Source organism: Aestuariivirga sp., from assembly GCF_020252405.1.
GTDB lineage: Bacteria > Pseudomonadota > Alphaproteobacteria > Rhizobiales > Aestuariivirgaceae > Aestuariivirga.
In genome coordinates this window covers 26,792-51,097 of sequence record NZ_JADCDA010000014.1, presented here as the reverse complement: position 1 = coordinate 51,097, position 24,306 = coordinate 26,792, and the positions used below count along the sequence as shown (strand labels likewise).

The window sequence follows — 24,306 nt, the reverse complement described above, 5'->3', positions numbered from 1 at the left end:
GGCTGCCGTCAGGCAAGGCGCGGATCAGCGCAGGACGAAGGCCCCCCCACTCCGCAGCATGGCATCGGCCTCCTTGGTGAATTCGTTGCCGTCGCCATGCAGGACGAGGCCCGGCAATATCTGCAGCGGCGCCTTCGAGCCCTTGATGCCGTGGACAAGAATGCGCGAGGCGGGCGCGCCGCGGCGGGGAAACAGGGGGGCGATATGGATGTCGCCGAATCGGTTTTCCATGGCGCCGAGGATCTGGCACAGCGATTCCGGGCGATGCATCAGGGTGACGCTGCCACGGGGGCCGAGCATGGTGTAAAGAAGCTTGACCCAGAGTTCGAGATCGTCCGGCCCGAAGGCGTGGGCCTGGGACTTGAGCAGGTGCGGCGAGGACGTCGACTTCGCCTCGTCGAAGAAGGGCGGGTTGCACATGGCGTGGGCGAAGCTGCCGGGGGCGGGCATGACGTTCTGGTCCCGCCGCAGGGCATCGCGCAGGTCGGCATGGATGACGTGAAGCCGGTCCTGCATGCCATTGCGCCTGGCATTTTCCTCGCAGATCATCACATAGCGCGTGGCGACCTCGATGCCCGTCACCTGCACCTCCGGGTTGCGGGCAAGCAGACACAGGGCGGCGACGCCGGGACCCATCCCCGCCTCGAACACGCTCTCGCCGGGTTCGCAGGGCACGGCGGCGGCGAGAAGCACCGAATCGATGCCGGCGCGGAAGCCCTTCTCCGGCTGGAGGATATGGAGGCGTCCGCCGAGGAAGCCATCGTCGGTCAGAGAGGGCGGAACGTGATGGGAATCAGCGGTGATCATCTGGGGCATGTTGCGACGTCAGGGTTAGCGTTACGTTACCGAGACTGAGCCGGGGGGGCAAGGGCGGGCGTGGCGTTGCGTCATATTGGCCTCCCGGCCCCGCTGTGCTTTAACGGCGCAAAGAATGTTGGAAGGCAGGCAGTCCCGATGGGAGTCGTCATTGCGCTCGACGGAGCGGGCAACAAGAAGCGCGCCGGCATCGAACCGCTGGTGAAGCTCACCCAGCCCGATATGGAGCGGGTGAATGAAGCAATCCTCAGCCATGCGCGAAGCCATGTCGAGCTGATCCCCGAGATCGCCAACCATCTGATCAATTCCGGCGGCAAGCGGATCCGCCCGATGCTCACGCTGGCCGCGGCCCGCATGGCGGGCTATGAGGGCGAGCATCACCTGAAACTTGCAACCGCGGTGGAATTCATGCACACCGCGACATTGCTGCATGACGACGTGGTCGACGAGAGCGACCTCCGGCGCGGCAAGCAGGCCGCCCGCGTCATCTGGGGCAACCAGGCCAGCGTGCTGGTGGGCGACTATCTCCTCGGCCAGGCCTTCAAGATGATGGTGGAGACGGGCTCGCTCGAATCGCTGCGGATTCTCTCGAATGCCGCCTGCGTCATCGCCGAGGGCGAGGTGCTTCAGCTCTCCGTTTCGCAGGATATGTCCACCACCGAAGACGCCTATATGCAGGTGATCGCGGCCAAGACCGCGGCCCTGTTTTCGGCCGCGGCGGAGGTGGGCGCGGTGGTGGCGAAGCGCCCCTCCAGCGAACAGGCCGCGCTCGAATCCTATGGCCGCAACCTCGGCGTCGCCTTCCAGCTGATCGACGACGCGCTGGACTATTCCGGCTCGACCGAGAAGCTGGGCAAGGGCGTTGGCGATGATTTCCGCGAGCGCAAGATCACGCTGCCCGTGGTTCTGTCCTACCGCCGCGGCACGGTGGAAGAACGGAACTTCTGGAAGCGCACGCTGGAGGTCGGCGATCAGTCGGCGGATGATTTCATCTACGCCAGGAAGCTGATGGAACGCCACGGCGCGCTGAAGGACACCATCGACCGCGCCAACCACTATGGCGACATTGCCCGCGATGCCCTGGCGATTTTTCCGGGTTCGAGCCTGAAGGACGCCATGCTCGAGGCGGTGGAGTTCTGCGTGGCGCGGGCCTATTAGCAGCGGACCCGCGGAGAGAGGCCCTCATCCGGCCTTTGGCCACCTTCTCCCATCCCTGCGGGACGGGAGAAGGCGACGGGGCCGCGAGTCCTTCTCCCGTCGCAAAGCGATGGGAGAAGGTGGCCGACAGGCCGGATGAGGGCTTTCACCGCACAACGGCCGTCACAATCCCTTCGAGAACATCATCTATGTTCCGCAGCACGTCGTCATTCCGAACGCGCAGCACGCGCCAGCCATTCGCTTCGAGATAAACCGTTCGCCGTGCGTCGTAGGAGTGTTCCTCAGCCGTCGAATGCGTTGCGCCGTCGACTTCGACGATCAGCATGACTTCGCGGCACGCGAAGTCGGCCACAAATGGGCCAACAGGCAATTGCCGGACGAATTTGAAGCCGTTCAGCCGGCGGTCACGCAGCTTGGCCCACAGGCGGCGCTCGCACTCGGTGTCAATCCGGCGAAGACGGCGCGCGCGCTCAAGCTGCTGCGGGGAGAGCATGGCCATTTCATCAAAATGATTGATGTTCCTGCGGGTGGCAAGAGCCCTCATCCGGCCTTTGGCCACCTTCTCCCATCCCTGCGGGACGGGAGAAGGACCGGCGGATCCATCGCCATCTCCCGTTGGCGCAGCCAATGGGCGGAGGACCCGCGGAGACGATTTTCTTATGACAGCACCGTTCGGGCCACCCACCAGGCCGGGTCGAGGCCGGGTGTGACGCGCTCATCCCTGCACAGGGCCACGCAGGTGGCGCCGGAGCCGGACATGAAGGCTCTGGTGACGCCGGGCGTGGCCGTAAGGCGTTGCAGGACCTCGCCGATCGCCGGCGCGAGGGCGATGGCCGGAGCGGCCAGATCGTTGCGCCACAGGGCAGGGTCGCGCGTGTCGGCGATGGGGGTGCGGTAGGACTGGCCCTTCTCCAGCGCAAGACCCTTGAAAACCGCAGGCGTGGAGACTTCGACCAGCGGATTGACGAGGATCGCCGGGAGCGGCGCGAAACCGGAAATAGGCGCGATGCGTTCGCCCACACCCTGCATGCGGCAGGCGATGCCGGACAGGCAGACCGGAACGTCAGCGCCGATGGAGAGGCCCACGGCGGTGACCTCCGCATCGATCTCGCCGATGCCGGCGAGGCGGAGGAAGCCCTTCAGCGCCGCAGCCGCATTGGCCGAGCCGCCGCCAATGCCCGAGGCGACGGGAAGGTTCTTTTCGAGATGCACGCTGACGGGCGGCACCGCCCTGCCCCGCCTGCGCGCAATCGTCTGCGCCGCGCTCCATGACCGGGCAACGATGTTGTCCGCGACCTGCGGCAGGGCGGCGGCAAAGGGGCCGCTGACAGTGATGGCGAAGTCCGTCGCCGGCGTGAAGGTGAGACGGTCGCCCACATCGGCGAAGGCGACGATCGAATCGAGGTCGTGATAGCCGTCCGCGCGGCGTCCCAGCACATGCAGCGCCAGGTTCACCTTGGCGGGCGCGAACAGCGTGAGAGGCCGCAGCATGACGCGCTCCGGCGCGTCAGCCGTTGGTTTTGGGCGCGCCGTTCTGCGCGGGCGTCACGGGCTCGACCGGCGGCAGGCCGTTCTTGAGCTTGTCCTCGATCGTCTTCAGCTCCCCGGGCTCGGGCTTGTTGTCCTTGGCGTGCTGCCACTGGAACTTGGCTTCGAGCGTGCGGCCGACGCGCCAATAGGCGTCGCCCAGATGATCGGCGATGGTCGGGTCCGCCGGGAGCAGCTCCACCGCTTTCTCGCAATAGATGACGGCCTGTTCATAATCGCCAAGCTGGTAATAGGCCCAGCCGAGGCTGTCGGTGATGTAGCCGTCATTGGGCTTCAGCTCGACGGCCTTTTTCACCATTTCGAGGGCTTCGTGCAGATTGATCTTCTTCTCGATCATCGAGTAGCCGAGATAGTTGAGCACGTTCGGCTCGTTGGGCGAAAGCTCGAGCGCCTTGCGGAACTGTTTTTCGGCCACGTCCCATTGCTTCAGGCGCTCATGCGAGATGCCGTCGAAATAAAAGAGGCGCCAGTTGGACGGGCCGGGCTTTTCGACAAGCGCGATGGCCTGGTCATAAGTGGCGGCGGCATTGGCAAAGTCCTCGTTGGCGCGGTGAAGATTGCCAAGCGTGACGATGGCGTCATAGTTCTTCGGGTTCGCCGCGACGATGGCCCTGAGCCCGGCGAGCGCCTCGTCCTTGCGGCCCAGCTGCTGGAGCGAGACGGCCTCCTCCATGTCGGCATTGACGCGGAGCGGCGAGGCGGCCGGCACCCTCTTATAGGCGGCGAGCGCCTTGTCATAGCGCTTCATGCTTTCATAGGTGTCGCCCAGCAGGGTGTACATGATGTCGGAATCCGCGCCGAGCGAAATGCCAAGCTGGATATAGAGCAGCGCCACGTCAACTGACTGCTCGTCGTTCATCGAGGTGGCGAGCGAGAACAGCGCTTCCGCCGCGCCGTCGGTGGGAGAGGAAATGAAGGGCCGCGGCGCCTGACCCTTCAGCGAGGATTGGAGCGCGGCCTGGATCAGCGGATTGTCGTCGCCTTCGAGAAAGCCGCGGTAAAGCGCCTGGGCTTCGGCGGCGCGGCCGTGGCGCTCCAGGAAATTGCCGTAGGCCTGGACGATGCGCAGCGAGCTTCCCGCGGCCTCATAGGCCCTCTTGTAGGCGCCCTCGGCACGCATCGCGTTGCCGAGATAGTCGGCGATCAGCGCCTCGTGGAAGGTCTTGAAGTTGGCGAAGCTCTCGTTCGAGTCCAGCCGGTCCAGCGTCTTGAGCGCGGGGTTGAGATCGCCCTCGCCGGCATGGGACCAGGCGGCGAGGAGCCATGAGGTGAGCTCGCCCACCGGCGTATAGGCCGACTGCCCGAAGTTCCCGCGGGCCGCCGCGTATTGCCGGGCCTTGAAGTCCTTCACGCCGAGCACGATGCGCGCCATGCGTTGCTGGCTGTTGAACTTCAGCACTTCCGCGGCGAATTCCTCCGCCTTCGGGATGTTGCCTTCGGAGAGTTCGAGCAGAAAGATCTTTTCGGTGAGGACCGGGTTTCCGATGTCGGAATTGAGCGCGTTGCTGAGATAGCCGGACGCCAGATCGTTGTCGCGCAGCTTGGCGGCCGAGCGGCCCGCCAGATAATTGCCCGAGACCGAGGGATCATAGGCAAACGCGGCGGCAGCGGGAACGGAGGCGAGCAGAAGCGAAGCAAGTGCAGTGCGCAGAAGTGCCGTCATCATCGTCCATTTCAGCAGCCGGGCGAAAGAGGTTCGCCCGCGTTTCGGGGTGATTTGGTTCTTGCCGCAAAATGCGGTGTTTTTGGGATGAGGGCAAGGGTGGCGGCGGACGGCGGGAACCGCGGGAATATGCCCTCCTCCGGCCTGCTCCGGCCTGCCCGCCACGGGCCCGGTTACAGCACTCCCAGCGCCGCCAGTTGCCGGCGCAGCGCCTCGGGCGTGGTGAAGTGCACGCCCTTCATCCCCACCGCCACCGCACCCTCGACATTTCTCAAGCTGTCGTCGATGAACACACAGTCCCCCGCCGCAAGCCCGTTCCGCTCCAGCAGCAGGTGGTAGATTGCGGCGTCCGGTTTCAGCACCCGCTCGTCGCCGGAGACGACGGTGTCGCGGAACAGGCCAAGGAAGGGAAAGCGCTGAAGCGCCTCCCTGAACTTGTGCTGATTGAAGTTGGTGATCGCATAGAGCGGCGTGCCTGACGCGCGCAGCTCATCGAGGATCGCCACGCTCCCGTCGATCGGACCCGTCACCGTCTCATGCCAGCGCAGATCATAGGCGGCAATCGCCCCGGCATGCCCGGGAAAGAGCGCGGTGAGCGCGGCGACACCCTCGGCGAAGCTGCGCCCCCTGTCCTGCTCGAGGTTCCAGTCCTGCGTGCAGACATTGGCGATGAACCATTCCACCTCGTCCCCGGTTGCAAAAATCTTGCGGTAGAGGGCGCGCGGATCCCAGTGGATCAGCACATTTCCGATGTCAAAGACGACGTTCATCGAGGCTGCTCACGCCGCCGACTTTTCGTCCACCAGCGTTTCCGCCTCCGCCAGGTTCACCGACACAAGCTGCGACACGCCGCGCTCCAGCATGGTGACGCCGAACAGGCGGTGCATGCGGGCCATGGTGAGCGCGTGGTGGGTGATGATCAGGAAGCGCGTTTCGGTGCGTTCCAGCATCGCATCCAGCAGGTTGCAGAAGCGCTCCACATTATGGTCGTCGAGCGGCGCGTCGACTTCGTCGAGCACGCAGATGGGCGAGGGGTTGGTGAGGAACACCGCGAAGATCAGCGCCATGGCGGTGAGCGTCTGCTCGCCGCCTGACAGCAGCGACAGCGTCACCGGCTTCTTGCCGGGCGGATTGGCGATCAGCTCGAGGCCGGCCTCCAGCGGATCGTCCGATTCGATCAGCTGCAGCTCCGCCCTGCCGCCGCCGAACAGCGTGGTGAAGAGTTCGCCGAACTTCTGGTTCACGGTCTGGAAGGCGTCGAGCAGGCGCTGGCGGCCCTCGCGGTTGAGGCTCGAAATGCCGCCGCGCAGCTTGTTGATGGCCTGGATCAGGTCGTCGCGTTCCTTGATCAGGCCGTCGAGCTGCCTCGCCACGTCCTCCGCTTCCTCGTCGGCGCGCAGGTTCACGCCGCCGAGGCGCTCGCGATCCTCGCGCAGGCCCTGCAGCTTGCGCTCGATATCATGCCACTCCATCAACTGCCCGGGGTCGAGGCCGGTGGCGGAGATGACCTCGTCCGGGCCGCAGTTCAGCGCTTCGGCGATGCGCTGCTCGCATTCCGCAAGACGCCCGGCGCTGGCTTCGAGCCTTGCCCCGAGACGGGCATGGTCCTCGCGCGCGCCGGACAGGAGTTCCTGCACGGCCCGCAGGTCCTGATCGGCCTGGCGCACCTCGTTCTCGGCTGTCTGCAGCGCGTCGGAGGCGGCCTTCTTATCAGCTTCCGCCTCGGCAAGCATGTTCATCAGCTTCAGCCGGCGGGAGGCCAGCAGCTGCGGCAGCTGGGAGAGTTCGGCGATGGCGGCGCGCGTTTCCTCCGCACGCGCGGTGAGCTGCCCGATCTGCTCACTGGCGCGCGACGCGCGAGCGGTCCACTGCGCGGTCTCCGCCTCGATATCGCGGATGCGGCCGGTGCGGGCGCGGGCCTCGCGCTCCAGGCCGTCATGCGTGGCGCGGGCCTCCGCATAGGCGGCGCGCCCGGCATTCACCGTGTTGCGCAGTGCGTTCAGTTCAAGCTGAAGATCGTCGAGCACCGGCAGCCCGGCGGCCTCGGCTGACGATCCCTCCAGCCGCACGCGCGCCTCATCGAGGGCTTCCCGGATGCGGCGCTGGGCTTCGTCCAGCGCACTGGTCTGGGCAAGCCGTTCCGACACCTGGCGCTCATGCTGCGTCAGTGCGCGGCGGGCGAAATCGACGGCGGAAACGGCGGCGCGGTGGCCTTCGCGCGTCTCGCGCTCCACCCGCGTGGCGGTCTCGGTGGCGGCGCGGGCCGCTTCGAAATGGCCCCGCGCCTCCCCGGCTGCGGCGATGGCCTGCTCCATTTCGACCTCGAGCAAGGCGAGACGGTTTTTCTCGGCGAGCCGCTTGGCGGCAGCGCTCGGGGCATCTGCGGCTGCGGTGAAGCCATCCCAGCGCCATATGTCGCCCTCGCGGCTCACCAGCCGCTGACCGGGCCTCAGCTGCGGCTGCAGCGCCTGGCCCAGCGCCCTGGAAACAACCCCGATGTGCGAGAGGCGGCGCTGCAGCGCGGGTGGCGCCCGCACGAAGCCGATGAGCGGCTCTGCCCCATCTGGAAGGGCGGCGGTCTCAGCCAGCGGCGGCAGCCCGCGCCAGTGCACGGGGGCGCCTTCATCCCCCGAGGCATCGAGATCGTCACCCAGCGCGGCACCGAGCGCCGTTTCATAACCGGTCCCGACGCTCAGCTGGTCGAGCAGCGGCGGCCACAGGCCGCCGCCGCCGGCCCTCAGGAGGTTCGTCAGCGTACGGACTTCCGTCTGCAGCCGGTCCGCCCTGCGGCGGGCGTCGTCGTGGGCCGCGCGGGCCTCGCCTTCCGCGGCACGCGCGGCGCGCACGGCAGCTTCGGCCTCGCTGACGCTAGATTCGAATCCGGCCGCCTGCCCGACCGCGTGTTCCACCGCGGAGGTCAGCTTGCCGCCGTCGCCCTCGACATTGTAGCGGGCCAGCAGGGCGTTGCGCCTGGCCACCGTTTCGGCCAGCTCGCGGTCCAGCCGCGCCACGCGATTCTTATACTCCTCAATGGCCCGCAGGATCGCATTGCGGCGGGCGGAAAGCTCGGAGAGGCGCGCCGCGGCGTCATCCGCGGCCTCCTGGGCGCATGCCAGCGCTTCAGCGGCGGACTGCAGCGCCACGGCGGCCCCGGCGCGGATGTCGTCATCGGAGCCTTGGCTGGCCTCCAGCGTCTCGCGTTCCCCGGCAAGGCGGGTGAGCGCGCGGCCGGTGTCGTTCAGCAGTTCCTGCTCGCGCTGCAGGTCGGAATTGATCTGCGCGATGCGCTGCTCCAGCTCCTTGCGGCGTTCGCCGGCCCGGCGCTCCTCCTCATCGAGCACGTTGCGCTCATGGCTCACGCGCTGCAGCACGGCGGCGCGCACCGCCTCCTGCTCGCGCAAGCCGGGCAGCTTCCCGCCGAGGTCGTCACGCAGGCGCAGCTTTTCGGAGGCCGCACGGGTGTGCCCGGCCAGGACGCGCGTCGCCTCGTCGAGGGCGGCGGCATCGCGCTGGGAGGTTTCCGCCGTCTCGCGCCAGTTGACATAGAGGCCCATCGCCTCCAGCCGGCGGATCTCGGCGGACAGGCTCTTATACTTCATGGCCTGCCGCGCCTGGCGCTTCAGGCTGTTAAGCTGCGTCTCAAGCTGCGCGGTGACGTCGTCGAGACGGGTGAGGTTGGTCTCCGCCGCCCTGAGCTTCAATTCCGCCTCGTGGCGGCGCGTGTGAAGCCCGGTGATGCCCGCGGCCTCTTCGAGGATGAGCCGCCTGGCCTGCGGCTTCGCGCTGATAATCTCGCCGATCTGGCCCTGCCGCACCAGGGCTGGCGAGCGCGATCCGGTGGAGGCATCGGCGAACAGCAGCTGCACGTCGCGCGCGCGCGCATCCTTGCCGTTGATGCGATAGGCGGAGCCCTCGTCCCGCTCGATGCGGCGCGAGATTTCCAGCGATTCCAGGTCCTGGTAGTGCGGCGGCGCGGCGCCGTCGTCGTTCAGCATGGTGACGGTGACTTCGGCCATGTTGCGGGCCGGGCGTTCCGTGGTGCCGGAGAAGATCACATCGTCCATGCCCGACGCGCGCATGGACTTATACGAGCTTTCGCCCATCACCCAGCGCAGCGCTTCCAGCAGGTTCGACTTGCCGCAGCCATTGGGGCCGACAACACCGGTGAGGCCGGGCTCGATCAACAGTTCGGTCGGCTCCACGAAGGATTTGAATCCCGAAAGCCTCAGCCGTGTGAACTTCATCGCGAGTCCGTGCCCCTTCTTCCATGCGCGCAGCTGCTCAGAGCTGCTTGTCGATCTCGGCCTTCATGGCGTCAAAGGTGGTTTCGCCTTCCAGCGGCTTGCCGTTGATGAAGAAGGTCGGCGTGCCCTTGACGCCGAACTTCACGCCGCCGTCACGGATGTCCATGATGCCCCTGGCGAGTTTCTCGTCCTTCAGCGTGGCGTCGAACTTCTCCTGGGTGAAGCCGGCCTGCCTGGCGATATTGAGAAGGCCATTGGCCGGGTCCTGCGCCCATCTCTGCAGCGTGTCGAAAAACACGCCGATGAGCGGAAAATAGGATTCCTTCGGCGCGGCGCGGGCGATCATGAAGGCGGCAAGTGCCGGGTCATTCAGCGGAAATTCGCGGAAGATGAAGCGGATCCTATTGTTATCGATGTATTCGGCCTTGAGCTTCGGCCACACGTCCTTGTGGAAGGCGGCGCAATGCGGGCAGGTGGCCGAGGCATATTCGACGATGGTCACCTTGGTGGCGCCCTCCTCCGCGCCCAGCGCCATGTCGCCCAGCGCGGGGGGCTTCAGCAGTTCTGCGAGGTCCACGGGCTTGGCCGCCTCCTCGGCAAGGGCGGGGGCCACGGCCAGCCCCGCAAGAGCGGCTCCGGCGCGCAGAATCGAACGGCGTGACAGCGTATTCATGATGCGTTTACCTACTAGATGTTGGGGGTTGAAACAAAACGGAATTATTTGCCTTGTGGAGAACTTGCGCGCCCCGCCACCCCCCGCCCGAGGCGCTCCAGCGCCTGCCGGAGGGCGGGGTCTTCGACAGTGCCAAGCTTTTGTTCGTGAACAGGTTTTTCGGGCAGTTCAGAAGGCTTCGCGCGCCGCTTCCCGAGCTCCGCCGCCTGCAACACCTTGAGGCTGGCGACCGCGCCGTAACCAAAAAAGCTGTTGATGCGCGACATGATGCGGGACGCTTCATATTGCAGTTCCAGCGCCCGTCCGGGGGCCGCCCGGATGACCAGGGTGCCGCCCTGCTTCCGCGCTTGCTCGCCCGCGCCGCGCGGCCATTTGATGCGTTCGGGGGCAGAAACAGCCGCCAGCTCCTCGCCCACGATTGCATCCCAATTCGCCACCACATCCGCCTGGGCGAACCCATGGCGCGCAAAGGCGGCCTTGGTGATCTCGCGGAAATGCTTGGAGAGGGTTTCCATGGACGGGCCAGTGGGTTGATCGCTAAGGGTCTCACAGGAAACGCTTGTTTGCGAGAGCAGCATGGCCAGAAAAGGGCCGGAACCGCCCGCTTCTTCACAACTTCTTGCCTGGTATGACGTCCATGCCCGGGTGCTGCCCTGGCGCGCGCGGGGGGCCGGGGTGGCCGACCCCTATCGCGTCTGGCTCTCCGAGATCATGCTGCAGCAGACCACCGTGCAGGCGGTGAAGGCTTATTTCGAGAAATTCGTGGCGCTCTGGCCAACCGTCCAGGCGCTGGCCGCGGCTCCCCTCGATGATGTTCTGAAGGCCTGGGCAGGCCTCGGCTATTATGCCCGCGCGCGCAACCTCCATGCCTGCGCAAAAGAGGTGACCGGCCGGTTCGGCGGCAAATTCCCCGCGACGGAGGCGGAACTCCGCGGCCTCCCCGGCATCGGCCCCTACACGGCGGGCGCCATCGCCGCCATTGCCTTCGGGGGCCGGCACGCGGCGGTTGACGGCAATGTCGAGCGCGTCATCTCCCGGATCTACGCCATCGGCACGCCGCTGCCTGATTCGAAGCCCGAGATCCGCGCGCGCGCGCAGGCGCTGGTGCCCGAGCAGCGTGCGGGCGATTTCGCCCAGGCCATGATGGACCTTGGCGCCACGGTCTGCACGCCCCGCGATCCCAAGTGCCTGATCTGTCCGTGGGCGGAGCATTGCCGGGGCCGCAGCGCCGGCCTCGCATCCTCGCTGCCGCGCAGGACGCCGAAGAAGGCCGTGCCCACCCGCCGCGGCGTGGCCTTCTGGATCGCGCGGGCCGATGGCGCGGTGCTGCTGCGCCGCCGCCCGGAGAAAGGCCTGCTGGGCGCCATGATGGAAGTGCCGTCGACGGAATGGGCGGCGAAGGTGACGAAGCCGGAGGCGCAGGCCCCGCTGTCCGCGGCATGGCGCAGGCTCCCCGGCATGGTGGAGCACACCTTCACGCATTTCCATCTGGAACTTGTGGTCTGGGTCGCGGAAAAGATCGCCGACGGCGCGCTGCGCGACGACGGCGACTATCGCTGGACGAAGCGCGAGGCGCTGGCGGGCGAGGCGCTGCCCACGGTGATGCGCAAGGTGGTGGCGCATGTGCTTGACCGCTGACAGAGCCCCCATCCGCGGGTCCGCTACCGCCTTCCCCCCACCTCATCGAGATGCGCCAGCAGGTCAGCCGGGTCTTCATAGACGCGATAGGCCCCGGCGCGCTCCAGCTCTTCCATGCCGTATCCGCCGGTGAGGAGCCCGATTCCCAGCGCCCGCGCGCGCCGCGCCGCAAGCATGTCCCAGATCGCATCGCCCACCACGCAGGCAGTCTCGATGCCGCAGCCGAGCTTTCCGGCGGCGGCGAGGAACAGGTCCGGGTCGGGCTTGGCATAGCGCACCAGGTCGCGCGTGATCACCACATGCCTCGCGGGATCGACGCCGAGGATCTTCAGCACCGGCCCCGCCGTCTCGATGCGGCCCGAGGTGGCGATGGCCCAGGGGATGTCATTGTCGGTGAGGTGGGCCAGAAGCTCCTTCGCGCCCGGCAGCGGCCGCGTGCGGTGAGAGCGCGCGTTGTAGTGTTTGAGGTGCAGCTGGCGCAGCCGCTCCAGCATCTCCGGCCCGAACTCGCGGCCCGTCTCGCGCGCCAGCGCCTTGGTGAAGAGCCCGCCGGACATGCCGATCTTGCGGTGCAGCCGCCAGACCGAAACCTCGACCCCCTCTTCCTGCAGCGCCTCATGCCAGGCCAGCACATGGTCATAGACGCTGTCGACCAGCGTGCCGTCAAGATCGAACAGGAAGGACGTCTGCTGCCGCGCCTCGATCATATGGGTCACCTCGTTGTGGCGGTAGACTTAGCGCGTTGCGGGCGGGAATGCAGCAGAATTGAACCCGGCAGTCCCCTGAATGCCGCCATGCCAGCCATCGCTGGGCTGACGGCCCCGGCGAGGTCATGACGGAGGCGGGATGCCCCTCACGCCGCCGCCGCCATCTCAGCGCGCAGCTGGCGGCGCAGCATGTCGATGGGCACGAGATTCGGGCCCTTCCTCACATGCCAGAAGGTCCAGCCATTGCAGGCTTCCGCCCCCTGCACATGGGCGCCGATCTTGTGGATGGAGCCGGAGGCGTCCTTGCAGGCAATCGAGCCATCGGCGCGCACGCGCGCCGCGATGCGCGTCGAAGGGTCGAACAGCATGTCGCCTGCCTGCACCAGGCCGCGCTCGATCAGCGAGCCGAAGGGAATGCGCGGCTCGGCGCGCTTGCTGGCGGTCACCTGCAGGGCTTCCGGCGGCAGGCGCTTCACCGCGCCGATGCGCGCCGCGGCGGCCTCGGCATAGGTATCCTCGCGCTCGATGCCGATGAAGTGGCGGCCCAGCGCCTTGGCGGCCGCGCCCGTGGTGCCGGTGCCGAAGAACGGGTCGAGCACCGTGTCGCCCGGCTTGCTTGTCGACAGCAGCACGCGGTGCAGCAGCGCCTCGGGCTTCTGCGTGGGGTGAAGCTTGCCGCCATCGGCGTTCTTCAGCCGCTCCGCACCGGTGCAGAGCGGCAGCGTCCAGTCGGAGCGCATCTGCAGATCGTCATTGAACACCTTCATCGCCTCGTAATTGAAGGTATATCTGGCATTGGCGCCGCGCGAGGCCCAAATCAGCGTTTCATGCGCATTGGTGAAGCGGCGGCCGCGGAAATTCGGCATCGGGTTGACCTTGCGCCACACGACGTCGTTGAGGATCCAGAAGCCCATGTCCTGCAGGATCGCGCCAACGCGGAAAACATTGTGATAGGAGCCGATCACCCACAGCGCGCCATCGGGCTTCAGCACGCGGCGGCATTCGGCAAGCCAGCCCCTGGTGAAACGGTCATAGGCCTCGAAGCTCTCGAACTGGTCCCAGTGCTCGTCAACCGCGTCGACCTTGCTCTGGTCAGGCCGCGTCAGCCCGCCGGAGAGCTGGAGATTGTAGGGCGGATCGGCGAAGACGAGATCGATGGAGGCCGCCGGAATCTTCTGCAGTTCGGCAATGCAGTCGCCCACCAGGATTCGATCCTGCAACGGCCGAATATCCGGCCGGGTCTGATAGCCCATTCCGCACCCCTTGAACGCAAACGCAACTGACTCGCGAAAACGCACCATGAATCGTGCGGAGTCCGCTGTGAATCGCTTTTGGGAAAAATGGTTAATGCGCCAGCAGCGCCGCGACGGGCGCGAAGCTCCGGCGGTGGAGCGGCGTCGGCCCTAGACGCTGCAGCGCCTGCCGGTGGAAAGCCGTGCCATAGCCCTTGTGCCGGGCGAAGCCATAGCCGGGCCAGCTTGCGTCATGCCCCACCATGATGCGGTCGCGCGTCACCTTGGCGACGATCGAGGCGGCGGCGACGGAGAGCGATTTGGCGTCACCCGCAACGATGGTCTGGACGGGGCAGGGAAGTTGCGGCGCGCGGTTGCCGTCAACCAGCGCCAGCGCCACATCGCCAATCTGTCCAAGCGCCTGCGCCATGGCCCAGAATGTGGCCTGTAGAATATTGTTGCGGTCGATGCGCGCGACATCCGCAATGCCGATGCCGACCTTGGCCGAGCCCATGATGAGCGCGAACAGCGCCTCGCGTTGCGCCCCGGTGAGCTTCTTGGAATCATCGAGACCGGCGGGAATACAGTCGGGGTCCAGCACCACGGCGGCCGCCACCACGGGCCCCGCCCAGGGCCCGCGGCCTGCCTCATCGATGCCGCAGACGGGCCTTGCGCCCCCGCGCATCGCCGTCAACTCGAAGGTGAAATCCGGTCGTGAGCCCCCCATGCCGCCGTTTAAGCATGGCGGCCGGGGTGCCGCCAATGCGGAAGGCTGCGCGTCCCGCGGCAGGCCGCCTAAAGCAGGCTTAGCTGCTCGCCAGGCTGCGGGGGCCGACGGAACTGGGTCACGTCCAGTTTCAGCTTGCGGCGGTTCAGTCCCAGGCGCCGGCAGGCGAGTTCGAAGCGTCGGCCGATGGTCCAGGCATAGGGTCCGGTGCCGGTCTGGCGGACGCCAAAGCGGTTGTCATAGTCCTTGCCGCCGCCCGACGACCGGACCAGCGACATCACCTTGGCGGCGCGGTCCGGCATGGCGGTGGCGAGCCAGTCCTTGAACACGTCCTTCACCTCATGCGGCAGGCGCAGCATCACATAGCCCGCCTCCTGCGCGCCCGCCGTCTTTGCGGCGGAGAGAATGGCCTCGATCCCGGCGTCGTTCACCGCGGGGATGATGGGCGCCACCATGACGACGGTGGGAATGCCCGCCGCGGAGAGCTGCTCGATGGCCGCGAGCCGCTTCGCCGGCGTCGGGGTGCGCGGCTCCATGGCGCGGGCCAGCTTCGCATCGAGCGAGGTGACGGAGACCGCCACCTTGATCAGGCCCTTCTTCGCCATGGGCGCGAGAATGTCGATGTCGCGCGTCACCAGCGCCGACTTGGTGACGATGCCGACCGGATGGTTGAACTCGGACAGCACCTCAAGGATGCCGCGCGTGATGCGGCGCTCGCGCTCGATCGGCTGGTAGGCATCGGTATTGGCGCCGAGCGCGATGGTCCTGGGCACATAGGTCTTCGCCATGAGTTCGGCGCGCAGCAGCTTCGCCGCTTCGGGCTTGGCGAAGAGCTTCGACTCGAAGTCGAGGCCGGAGGAGAGGCCCATATAGGTGTGGGACGGACGGGCATAGCAGTAGGAGCAACCATGCTCGCAGCCGCGATAGGGGTTGATCGACTGGTCGAAACCGATGTCGGGCGAATCGTTCTTCGTGATGATGGTCCTGGACTTTTCCTCGAAGACCGTGGTCTTGAAGGCCGCGAGCTCCTCCAGCCCCTGCCATCCGTCGTCGAACAGCGATCGGGCATGGGCCTCGAAGCGGCCCGCCATATTGACGCCGGCTCCGCGCCCGCGCGCCTGCTGCGACAAAGCCGTCATGCGCCCTTCGGCAAGAGCGGCAGGATCAAGGGCGAGGCGCCTGTCAATCAGAGTGGACATGAGTCCCATATAAGAGATTTTAAGGAACAAAACAAGAACAATCTTGTTGCAAATCGGAAAGCCCGGCATCAACGGGGTGATGACCCGCCGCCAGATTCTCCTCGCCCTGCTGCCGCCGCTGTTTTTCGGAACCGGCTTTACCATCGCCAAGCCGGCGGTCACCCATTTCCCGCCGCTGTTCCTCATCCTGATCTGCTATGCATCGATTGCGCTGCTGATGTCCCTCACCCGGCGCGGGAAACTGATGACTCCCTGGCCCTCGATCATCCTGATCTCGGCCTTCGCGGTGACGATCCAGGGCGCGCTCCTGTTCTGGGCCATCAGGAGCCCGGAAATGCCGGCGACCGCGGCCAACCTCATCCTGCAGATCCAGATTCCCTTCGCCGTGCTGCTCGACTGGCTGCTGATGAAGGAACGCCCCGACGGCCGCAAGATGCTGGGCACGGCACTGGCCATTCTCGGCGTGGCCCTTGTCATCGGCCTGCCGGAGACTCCGCCCGGCCTCGTGCCCACGGTGATGATCATCGTCTCCGCCGCCTGCTGGTCTTTTGGCCAGGTGCTGGTGCGCAAGCTCGGGCGGGACAACGGCGCCGGGGTCCTGAAGGGCAACGCCATCGGCTCCGTGCCGCAGCTGGCGCTGGCGACGCTGCTGTTCGAGCAGGGCCAGTGGCAGTCGGTCATCACCGCCACCTGGATCGAGTGGGCCATGCTCGGCTTCGTCGCGGTGGTGGGCTTCTACTTCGCCTATATCTCGTGGTTCACGCTGCTCAAACAGTGCCGGCTGGACGAGGCGAGCCCCTTCCTCCTCCTGATGCCGGTCGTGGGCATCGTCACGGCGGCGCTGGTGCTGGGCGAGAGCGTGTCGGCGGCACAGCTCGCCGGCGGCGCGGTGATCCTGTCCGGCCTCGCCATCGTGTCCGGCCTCGGCCTGCCGAAACGGAAAACGGCTTAAGCCTTCCTGCGCCGCAGGCGCTCCTCCAGCCGCGGCATGATCTCGACGAAGTTGCACGGCTTGTGGGTGTAGTCGAGTTGCGGCTTGAGGATCAGGTCCCAGCCGTCCCTGCAGGCGCCGGGCGAGCCCGGCAGGCAGAAAATGTATTTCCCCTGCATCACGCCGGCGGTCGAGCGCGACTGGATGGTGGAAGTCCCGATTTTGGGGAAGCTCACCATGTGGAACAGCGTGCCGAAGCCCTCGATTTCCTTCTCGAACAGCGGCCGCACCGCCTCGATCGTCACGTCGCGGCCGGTGAGCCCGGTGCCGCCGGTTGTGATCATGGCGTCGACGTCCGCGCGGTTGGCCCAGTCGCGGATGACGCGGCGGATCGCGCGCACATCGTCCGTCACGATCTTGCGGGCGGACAGCTGGTGGCCGGCCCCGGCCACGCGGTCGGCCAGCGTCTGGCCGGAGACATCGGTCTCGAGCGTGCGGGTATCGGACACGGTGAGGACTGCAATCCTAACCGGGATGAACTGACGCGCCTCGCTCATGCCAAAGCCCTGATACCTTTCGTTTCACGCGGCATGAAACACCATCCGCATGTGCCGGACAAGGGAAAGCGGACAACACAACCGAAAGCCGTTGCGGCTCTCAGTGTGCATCCAGCATCTGGCGGAGCGACAGCAGGTCGCGCCAGGCCAGCCGCTTCTGGGCGGGCTGGCGCAGCAGAAAGGCGGGGTGCAGCGTTGGCAGAAGCGGGATGTTCCGCCCGCCGACAGTGGCCGTCACCCATTTGCCGCGCAGCTTCAGGATGCCGTCGGTCCGGCCGGTGAGGCGGTGGGCGGGCACCGCGCCGAGGCAGACGATCACGTCCGGCCGCTGCAGCTCGATGATGCGCAGCAGGAAGGGCAGGCACATCTGCGTCTCGGCTTCCGTTGGGTTACGGTTGCCGGGCGGGCGCCAGAACACGGTGTTGGCGATGAACACCGCGCCCTCGCGGTCGGCGGCGGTGCGTGCCAGGCCAATGGCCGCCAGCATGCGGTCGAGGAGCTGGCCCGAGCGCCCGACGAAGGGCCGGCCCTCGATGTCCTCCTCGCGCCCCGGCGCCTCGCCGATCAGCATCACGCGCGCCGCCGGGTTGCCGTCGGCAAAGCACAGCCGGGTTGCCGTCTTCTTGAGCGGGCAGGCGTCGAAGCCCTCCAGCGCCAGCTCGATCTCCCGGAGCGAGTGGAACTGCGCGGCCGATGTGCCCGGCGCGACGACGACCGGCGCTGCCGCGGGGGCCGGAACAGCGCGCGCCACCGCCGGCGCCGGTTTCGGCGCGGGCGCCACCAGCCGGTTCACCGGCATCTCGCCGATGATCTCGTCCGCCCCCATCTCGGAGAGCCAGCGCAGCGCGTCCGCGGCATCATGCGGCGTCATGTCGTTGTGATTCGATTCCATGCTCAGGAGGCTGGGCTTGTGCGGCTCTGGCCTGCCACTATAAACACGCCTCCAACGGGAAGATAGACGGGAGTTCAGGCTGTGGAACAGCTCCAGCGCGAGGCGATGGAATATGACGTGGTGATCGTCGGTGCGGGTCCCGCCGGCCTTTCCGCCGCGATCCGCCTGAAGCAGATCAACCCCGATCTTACGGTGTGCCTGCTGGAAAAGGGCTCTGAGATCGGCGCCCACATCCTGTCCGGCGCGGTGATCGACCCCGTCGCGCTCAACGAGCTGATTCCCGGCTGGAAGGAACAGGGCGCCCCCCTCAACACACCTGTCACCGAGGACCGCTTCTACGTCCTCGGCCCCTCAGGCGCGTTGCGGCTGCCCAACGCCCTCATGCCGCCCTTGATGAACAACCACGGCAATTATGCCGTCTCGCTCGGCAATGTCTGCCGCTGGCTGGCCCAGCAGGCGGAGGGGCTGGGCGTCGAAATTTATCCGGGCTTCGCCTGCTCGGAGGTGCTTTACCGCGAGGATGGCTCGGTCAAGGGCGTCGTCGCCGGCGTCATGGGCATCGCCAGGGACGGAACCAGGAAGCCGGATTACCAGCCCGGCATGGAGCTTCTGGGCAAATATGTGCTCATCGCCGAAGGCGTGCGCGGTTCGCTGGCGAAGGAAATCATCGCCAAATACAATCTCTCCGGGGGCCGCGAGCCGCAAAAATTCGGATTGGGCATGAAGGAACTCTGGGAGGTGCTCCCGGAGAACCACCGCCAGGGCCAGGTCACCCACACCATGGGCTGGCCGCTCGGCGCCAGGACGGGCGGCGGCTCCTTCATGTACCACCTCGAGGACAATCTCGTGTCCATCGGCCTCGTGGTGCACCTCAACTACCAGAACCCGCACCTCTTCCCCTACATGGAGTTCCAGCGCTTCAAGCACCATCCGCTGATCGAGCCGGTGTTGAAGGGCGGCCGCCGCATCGCCTATGGCGCGCGGGCGATCACCGAGGGCGGATTCCAGTCGGTGCCGAGGCTTTACTTCCCCGGTGGCGCCCTCATCGGCTGCTCGGCGGGCTTCGTCAACGTGCCGCGCATCAAGGGTTCGCACAACGCGATGAAGACCGGCATGATGGCGGCGGAGGCCGCCGCCGCGGCGCTGGCCGCCGGCCGCTCGGGCGACGAGCTTGTCGATTACGAAACGGCCTACCGGAACAGCTGGGTCTATGAGGACCTGAAGCGGGTGAAGAACGTCAAGCCCATGTGGTCGAAGCTCGGCCTCGTCGGCGGTCTCGCCCTGGGCGGCCTCGACATGTGGCTGAACCAGCTCTTCGGCTTCGGGCTTGGCGCCTGGAAGCATGGCAAGCCCGACTATGCGGCGCTGAAGCCGGCCGCTCAGGCGAGGCCCATCGACTATCCGAAGCCCGATGGCGTGATCTCCTTCGACCGCCTCACCAACGTCGCTTTCTCCGGCGCCAATCATGAGGAGGACGAGCCGGTCCACCTCCGCCTCAGGAACCCGGAAGTGCCGATCGGCGAGAACCTGCCGGTTTATGACGAGCCCGCCCAGCGCTATTGCCCGGCCGGCGTCTACGAGGTGGTGATGGAGGATGGAAAGCCTCCGCGCTTCCAGATCAACCACCAGAACTGCGTCCACTGCAAAACCTGCGACATCAAGGACCCGGCCCAGAACATCACCTGGGTGACGCCGCAGGGCGGCGAAGGGCCGAATTATCCGAACATGTGAGCCCTGGGCCGGCAGGCCGGATGAGGGCTGGGCAGGCCGCGCAGGATCCTACTGTCCCAGCCTCTGTTTCACTTCGACCAGCTTTTTCTGGACCGCTTTGTTGGAGGGCGCGTATTTGGCGGCTTCCGTGTAGCCCGCGAGGGCCTGTTTCAGGTCTCCCTGCTCCTCATAGACGCGGGCGCGGGCATAGAAGGCGCGGGCGAAGTCCGGCTTCAGCGCAATGGCGCGGGTGAAATCGGCAAGCGCGTTCTGGAAATCCTTTTTATCGAAATAGGCGAGGCCGCGATTGAGATAGGAATCGACGTAGTCCGCCTTCAGCTTGATCGAGGCGGTGTAGTCGGCGATTGCCGCGTCATGCTTGCCCTTGTCGTCCAGCGCATTGGCCCGGTTGAAATAGGCGATCGCAAGCGCTTCGTTGCTGGTCTTGCCGCCGTCAATGAGCTTGGTGCAGCCGTCGATGATATAGTCGGGCGTGTTGCTGTTGCAGTCGTCGATGGGATCGGCCAGGACCGGCGAGGCCAGCAAAACGAGCAAGGCGAAGGCAAGTGCAGGCGTGGTGACGCGCATGAAGGTCGTTTCCTCTGTGGCAAAGCCGGAGCTTTCCCGCGGCTTATAGTCCGTTCGCCGACACATGGGCAGGAAATGTGGCGGCCAATGGGCGGGGTCCGCAGCTTTCTCCGGCGGCCCCGCGGCGCGAATCGACGCAGCGCTGTTCAAGGTAAGATATGTCTTTTGTATCAATTGCTTAAAAGACAAATCCATGGCTTGACACCGTTTTAACGCGCAACTAAGGTGCGCGCGCTTTGGAAGGGAAGAATTTCCAATCCCGTCCGCCGTTTGTCTGGAGGTCTGTCGCATGACGAAACCTTACGACGATAGGCAGAACTCAAATTCTTCCGATCCCGAGCTGGGCGACCTTTCGGCACGACTCAAGGAGCTTTCCGGCCGCATTGCGGCAGAACGCAATGAGCAGGCCGAAAGTGCGAAGCCGTCGGCCAGCATGACGGACGCCTCGGCCTATGCGAGGGGTTACAAGCTGGTCAGCGAATTCGCGGCCGGAACGCTGGTCGGCGGCCTGATCGGCTATGGCATCGACCGGTTGTTCGGCACCTTGCCCTTCGGCCTGATCTTTTTCCTGCTCCTGGGTTTCGGGGCCGGCATCCTGAACATGGCCCGCGCGGCCAACAGGGCGCCCCCGGCACAGGAGCGGCTTGGTTCAACACCGCCGCCCAAAGCGGCGCCAGATGATGATGAAGAGGACTGATCGTGGCTAACGATCCGATCCACCAGTTTCAGATCAAGGAACTCGCCGGTCCCGTCAACATCGGCGGGTTCGAGATTTCCTTCACCAATTCGGCCCTGTTCATGGCGATCGCGGTGGCGACAGTTACGGGCATCCTGCTTGCCGCCGCCGCGCGCGGCGCGCCGGTGCCGGGAAGGCTCCAGTCGCTGGGCGAGGTCTGGTATGAGTTTATTCACAACATGGTGAAGAACGTGCTTGGGCCAGAGGGCAAGCCCTTCTTTCCGCTCGTCTTCTCGCTGTTCTCCTTTGTGCTGGCCGCCAACATGCTGGGCATGTTCCCCTATTTCTTCACGGTGACGAGCCACGTGGTGGTGACCGCCAGCCTCGCCGTCTTCGTCGTCGCCCTCGTCGTGGCGGTGGGCATATCCAGGCACGGGCTTGGCTGGTTCAAGCTCTTCGTGCCCTCCGGCGTGCCCATGGTGATCCTGCCCTTCATCTCGGTCATCGAGATCATCTCCTTCCTGTCGCGCCCGGTGAGCCTCGGCCTCCGCCTCTTCGGCAACATGCTGGCGGGCCATATCGTGCTGAAGGTCTTCGCGGGCTTTGTGGTGAGCCTCGGCGCCCTGGGCTTCGGCGGCATCATCGGCTCCGTCGCGCCGCTTGGCATGGCTGTGGCTCTCACGGCCCTCGAATTCCTGGTCGCGTTCCTGCAGGCCTTCGTCTTCGCGATCCTCACCTGCGTCTACCTCAACGACGCGCTTCACACGCATCACTGACATCAACCTTTCAACCCAACCTTACGGTCATTCAAGGAGACGAAAATGGAAACAGAAGCAGCAAAGATGATCGGCGCCGGCATCGCCTGTATCGGCATGGGCGGGGCCGGTATCGGCGTGGGCCACATCTTCGGCAACTACCTGGCGGGCGCGCTGCGCAATCCGTCAGCCGCACCCGCGCAGTTCACCAACGCGCTGATCGGCGCGGCGCTCGCGGAAGGCCTTGGCATCTTCTCGCTGGTCGTTGCCCTGCTGCTGCTGTTCACATAATTGCCATCACGGAAACCGGGCCGAAGCCTCGCGGGCGATGAACCCGCGCAGGCTTTCCCATTTGAGGCTCAAGACATGTCGCAGACGACGATCGTCGTAGCCGAGACCACCGCACCGGCAGCTTCCACGCAGGCAACCACGGCGGGAACGGCGGCGGCTGATGAGACCGGCCACACGACGGAGAGCACCGCAGCCGAGGGCGGCCATAAGGGCGCCTTCCCGCCGATGGATGCGACCACCTTTCCGTCGCAGATTTTCTGGCTGGTGATCTTCTTCACGCTGCTCTACCTGCTGATGAGCAGGCTGGCGCTGCCAAAGATGGCCGCGGTTCTCGAAAAGCGCCACAAGGCCATCGAGAGCGACCTCTCCAGGGCCTCGGCGCTGAAGCACGAAACCGAGGCGGCGATCCAGCACTACGAGAAGTCTCTGGCCGACGCCCGCGCCAATGCGCAAGGCATCGCCGCCGAAACACGCTCGAAAATCGCGGCCGAGATCGAGGCTGAGCGTTCGGCGCTGGAGAAGACGCTGTCGGCCAAACTCGCCGAGGCGGAAGCCCGCATCTCCGCCACAAAGGCAAGGGCAATGCAGGACGTCCATGAGGTTGCCGCCGAAACCGCCGCCGAAATCGTCTCGGCATTGACGGGCGCTCCGGTGAGCAAGGACCAGGCCGCCAGGGCCATCGCAGGGCTCAAGGGCTGAGGGAGAGGATCGATGCACTTCGACGCAACATTCTTCGCTCTGGTGGCGCTGATCATCTTCCTCGCCATCGCCGCCTATGCCGGCGCCTTCAAAAAGATGGGTGCGGGCCTCGACAGCCGTGCGGACCGGATCCGCAAGGAACTGGAGCAGGCCACGCAGCTCAGGAAGGACGCCGAGGCGCTTCTTGCCGAATACAAGCAGAAGCGGCTTGACGCCGAGAAGGAGGCCGCCTCGATCATCTCCGCCGCGAGGGCCGATGCCGAGGACTATGCCGCCGAAACGCGCCGCAAGCTGACGGAGTCGCTGGAGCGCCGCTCCCGGCAGGCCGAACAGAAGATCGCCCAGGCGGAAGCCGCCGCGATCAAGGACGTGCGCAGCGTGGCAACCGACCTCGCCATCGCCGCCTCCCACCACCTTGCAGCCGAAGCCGCCAGGGGCGAGAAGGGCGCGGAGCTGATCGCCCAGTCGATCGGCGCGGTGAAGAACCGGCTGAACTGAGCATTCGCTCCGTTACGATTTGACCGGCTTCGTCGCCGCCAGGACGACGCGGCACGTGGGGAGGTAAAACTCGCCGCCCGGCCCATGCGGCAAAATCTTCCGCGGCAAAGCTGTTCCGGCGGGCGACATAGGCGGCGATGAAGGGGATGAAGCGGCAGTTGCTGCTGTCGTCCTTCCACCCGGGTTCAGCTCAGCCGAGGCAGCATTTCTTGAATTTCTTGCCGGAGCCGCAGGGGCACGGGTCGTTGCGGCCCACGTGGCGGTTGGGATTGACGGCGCTGGCGGGCGGCGCATTGAGCGCAAGCTGGTCTTCCAGCCACGCGCCACGCCGGGCCGCGATATCGTCGTCGGAATACCAATACCACTCGGACACATCAGCAATGGCGTCAACGCCTTGCGGACCCACATAGCTGCGGGCGACGCCAGAGTGGGAAAGTTCATCCGGGCTTTGCCGCAGCAGCTCCTCGAATTCCTCCGGCGCGAGGGGGGAGAGCTGTCTCGGAATGGCATCGACCACGGCGCGCGCCTGCGCCACCTGGTCCTCAATGCCGAATATCGCAACGGCGGCGGCCCATTCGGAAACCACGATATCATCCACCCCGGGCTCGAACTTCGGTCCGATCTCCCGGATGAGGGCAATCACATCCACCCGCCGGTCGTGCCGCGCGATCCCCATGCGCGAAAGAGCGATGATGGCCTCGCTGCGCGCGAAGACATAGGCATTGGGATCCAGGACAAGGTCACGCAGCGGTGTGAGATCGTGGGTCGCGACACCTGCCAGCACCCGGCTACCAATCTCGCTGAGGCAATCGCCAAGCAGCTCCTCCAGCGTCTCCTCGTCGAGCCGGAGGAATGTGACGAGCGGAACATAGCTCCGCGCATCGGCCCACTGTCCGAGGATTTCGAACATCACGCCATAGGCATTGCTATAGGGCAGCTGCTCCAACGGCATATGCGAAGCGCGCCCGAATTCCTGCAGGAAGGCGGGCAGCATCTCCTCCCGGTTGGCGAGCGCGGCCTGCATGGCCGCCAGCGGAAGTCCCCGGGCGGTGTGAAAAGCCTGCAGAACGTCCTGCGGGGTCATGGTTTTTGCGTCCTCCGGTT

General features: G+C 66.0%; 25 protein-coding genes. 9 read left to right on the top strand and 16 right to left on the bottom strand.

Features of this window, described 5'->3' with window-relative positions; all coding sequences use genetic code 11:
• Nucleotides 1-24: 24 nt before the first annotated feature.
• Nucleotides 25-807: a methyltransferase gene (locus IOC69_RS03310; protein ID WP_290542104.1), complete on the bottom strand. Its 783-nt coding sequence runs from the start codon at nt 805-807 to the stop codon at nt 25-27.
• Between the two features lie 147 nt (nt 808-954).
• On the opposite strand from IOC69_RS03310, the gene IOC69_RS03305 reads away from it, so the two are divergent.
• Entirely contained in the window at nt 955-1,974 is a 1,020-nt protein-coding gene (locus IOC69_RS03305) for a polyprenyl synthetase family protein (protein WP_290542103.1), read from the top strand.
• Between the two features lie 145 nt (nt 1,975-2,119).
• Here IOC69_RS03305 and IOC69_RS03300 read toward each other — a convergent pair whose 3' ends face one another.
• The 7 genes from IOC69_RS03300 to IOC69_RS03270 form a co-directional block, all read right to left on the bottom strand.
• Nucleotides 2,120-2,533 (bottom strand): DUF559 domain-containing protein, encoded by a 414-nt coding sequence (locus tag IOC69_RS03300; RefSeq protein ID WP_290542102.1) that lies wholly within the window; start codon nt 2,531-2,533, stop codon nt 2,120-2,122.
• Nucleotides 2,534-2,631: 98 nt separating this feature from the next.
• Nucleotides 2,632-3,465, bottom strand: a complete 834-nt coding sequence (locus IOC69_RS03295; RefSeq protein WP_290542101.1) for a 4-(cytidine 5'-diphospho)-2-C-methyl-D-erythritol kinase — start codon at nt 3,463-3,465, stop codon at nt 2,632-2,634.
• Between the two features lie 16 nt (nt 3,466-3,481).
• A complete protein-coding gene (locus IOC69_RS03290; protein WP_290542100.1) occupies nt 3,482-5,188 on the bottom strand; it encodes a tetratricopeptide repeat protein in 1,707 nt (568 codons plus the stop codon).
• 170 nt (nt 5,189-5,358) lie between these two features.
• Nucleotides 5,359-5,955, bottom strand: a complete 597-nt coding sequence (locus tag IOC69_RS03285; protein WP_290542099.1) for an HAD family phosphatase — start codon at nt 5,953-5,955, stop codon at nt 5,359-5,361.
• A gap of 9 nt (nt 5,956-5,964) precedes the next feature.
• Nucleotides 5,965-9,429: an AAA family ATPase gene (locus IOC69_RS03280; protein WP_290542098.1), complete on the bottom strand. Its 3,465-nt coding sequence runs from the start codon at nt 9,427-9,429 to the stop codon at nt 5,965-5,967.
• Between the two features lie 37 nt (nt 9,430-9,466).
• Nucleotides 9,467-10,102 (bottom strand): DsbA family protein, encoded by a 636-nt coding sequence (locus IOC69_RS03275; protein ID WP_290542097.1) that lies wholly within the window; start codon nt 10,100-10,102, stop codon nt 9,467-9,469.
• A gap of 44 nt (nt 10,103-10,146) precedes the next feature.
• Nucleotides 10,147-10,680 (bottom strand): DciA family protein, encoded by a 534-nt coding sequence (locus IOC69_RS03270; protein WP_290542096.1) that lies wholly within the window; start codon nt 10,678-10,680, stop codon nt 10,147-10,149.
• On the opposite strand from IOC69_RS03270, the gene mutY reads away from it, so the two are divergent.
• Complete coding sequence (gene mutY, locus IOC69_RS03265) at nt 10,679-11,740, top strand: A/G-specific adenine glycosylase (RefSeq protein WP_290542095.1); 1,062 nt, start codon at nt 10,679-10,681, stop codon at nt 11,738-11,740. The genes IOC69_RS03270 and mutY overlap by 2 nt on opposite strands.
• Nucleotides 11,741-11,763: 23 nt before the next feature.
• Here the strand turns inward: mutY and IOC69_RS03260 are convergent, their stop codons facing one another.
• From IOC69_RS03260 to IOC69_RS03245, 4 genes are all read right to left on the bottom strand, one after another.
• Complete coding sequence (locus IOC69_RS03260; RefSeq protein WP_290542094.1) at nt 11,764-12,447, bottom strand: HAD family hydrolase; 684 nt, start codon at nt 12,445-12,447, stop codon at nt 11,764-11,766.
• 146 nt (nt 12,448-12,593) lie between these two features.
• Nucleotides 12,594-13,700, bottom strand: coding sequence for a site-specific DNA-methyltransferase (locus IOC69_RS03255; protein WP_290542093.1), 1,107 nt, complete (start codon nt 13,698-13,700; stop codon nt 12,594-12,596).
• 91 nt (nt 13,701-13,791) lie between these two features.
• The gene (locus IOC69_RS03250; protein WP_290542092.1) at nt 13,792-14,406 is read right to left on the bottom strand and encodes a ribonuclease HII; all 615 of its coding nucleotides are present in this window, start codon (nt 14,404-14,406) and stop codon (nt 13,792-13,794) included.
• 68 nt (nt 14,407-14,474) lie between these two features.
• Nucleotides 14,475-15,545, bottom strand: a complete 1,071-nt coding sequence (locus IOC69_RS03245) for a PA0069 family radical SAM protein (RefSeq protein ID WP_290542128.1) — start codon at nt 15,543-15,545, stop codon at nt 14,475-14,477.
• A 103-nt stretch (nt 15,546-15,648) separates the two neighbouring features.
• Here IOC69_RS03245 and IOC69_RS03240 point away from each other — a divergent pair, with 103 nt between their 5' ends.
• Nucleotides 15,649-16,557 carry an EamA family transporter gene (locus tag IOC69_RS03240; RefSeq protein WP_290542091.1) on the top strand — a complete coding sequence of 303 codons (909 nt, stop codon included), beginning with the start codon at nt 15,649-15,651 and terminating at the stop codon, nt 16,555-16,557.
• Here the strand turns inward: IOC69_RS03240 and moaB are convergent.
• Both moaB and IOC69_RS03230 read right to left on the bottom strand, forming a co-directional pair.
• Nucleotides 16,554-17,093 carry a molybdenum cofactor biosynthesis protein B gene (moaB, locus tag IOC69_RS03235; protein WP_290542090.1) on the bottom strand — a complete coding sequence of 180 codons (540 nt, stop codon included), beginning with the start codon at nt 17,091-17,093 and terminating at the stop codon, nt 16,554-16,556. The genes IOC69_RS03240 and moaB overlap by 4 nt on opposite strands.
• A 100-nt stretch (nt 17,094-17,193) precedes the next feature.
• Nucleotides 17,194-17,985, bottom strand: coding sequence for a uracil-DNA glycosylase (locus IOC69_RS03230; protein WP_290542089.1), 792 nt, complete (start codon nt 17,983-17,985; stop codon nt 17,194-17,196).
• A gap of 105 nt (nt 17,986-18,090) precedes the next feature.
• Here IOC69_RS03230 and IOC69_RS03225 point away from each other — a divergent pair, with 105 nt between their 5' ends.
• Entirely contained in the window at nt 18,091-19,716 is a 1,626-nt protein-coding gene (locus IOC69_RS03225; RefSeq protein ID WP_290542127.1) for an electron transfer flavoprotein-ubiquinone oxidoreductase, read from the top strand.
• 48 nt (nt 19,717-19,764) lie between these two features.
• On the opposite strand, the gene IOC69_RS03220 is transcribed toward IOC69_RS03225, so the two are convergent.
• Nucleotides 19,765-20,283 carry a tetratricopeptide repeat protein gene (locus IOC69_RS03220; RefSeq protein WP_290542088.1) on the bottom strand — a complete coding sequence of 173 codons (519 nt, stop codon included), beginning with the start codon at nt 20,281-20,283 and terminating at the stop codon, nt 19,765-19,767.
• 289 nt (nt 20,284-20,572) lie between these two features.
• On the opposite strand from IOC69_RS03220, the gene IOC69_RS03215 reads away from it, so the two are divergent.
• The 5 genes from IOC69_RS03215 (at nt 20,573) to IOC69_RS03195 (ending at nt 23,202) form a co-directional block, all read left to right on the top strand.
• Nucleotides 20,573-20,980 (top strand): AtpZ/AtpI family protein, encoded by a 408-nt coding sequence (locus IOC69_RS03215; protein ID WP_290542087.1) that lies wholly within the window; start codon nt 20,573-20,575, stop codon nt 20,978-20,980.
• Entirely contained in the window at nt 20,980-21,735 is a 756-nt protein-coding gene (locus IOC69_RS03210) for a F0F1 ATP synthase subunit A (RefSeq protein ID WP_290542126.1), read from the top strand. Before IOC69_RS03215 ends, IOC69_RS03210 begins: the two co-directional genes overlap by 1 nt.
• 45 nt (nt 21,736-21,780) lie before the next feature.
• Nucleotides 21,781-22,005, top strand: coding sequence for a F0F1 ATP synthase subunit C (locus IOC69_RS03205; RefSeq protein WP_290542086.1), 225 nt, complete (start codon nt 21,781-21,783; stop codon nt 22,003-22,005).
• A 75-nt stretch (nt 22,006-22,080) separates the two neighbouring features.
• The gene (locus IOC69_RS03200; protein ID WP_290542085.1) at nt 22,081-22,704 is read left to right on the top strand and encodes a F0F1 ATP synthase subunit B; all 624 of its coding nucleotides are present in this window, start codon (nt 22,081-22,083) and stop codon (nt 22,702-22,704) included.
• 12 nt (nt 22,705-22,716) lie between these two features.
• Nucleotides 22,717-23,202, top strand: a complete 486-nt coding sequence (locus IOC69_RS03195; protein WP_290542084.1) for an ATP F0F1 synthase subunit B — start codon at nt 22,717-22,719, stop codon at nt 23,200-23,202.
• A gap of 190 nt (nt 23,203-23,392) precedes the next feature.
• Here the strand turns inward: IOC69_RS03195 and IOC69_RS03190 are convergent, their stop codons facing one another.
• Complete coding sequence (locus IOC69_RS03190; RefSeq protein WP_290542083.1) at nt 23,393-24,286, bottom strand: DUF1186 domain-containing protein; 894 nt, start codon at nt 24,284-24,286, stop codon at nt 23,393-23,395.
• Nucleotides 24,287-24,306 lie beyond the last annotated feature (20 nt).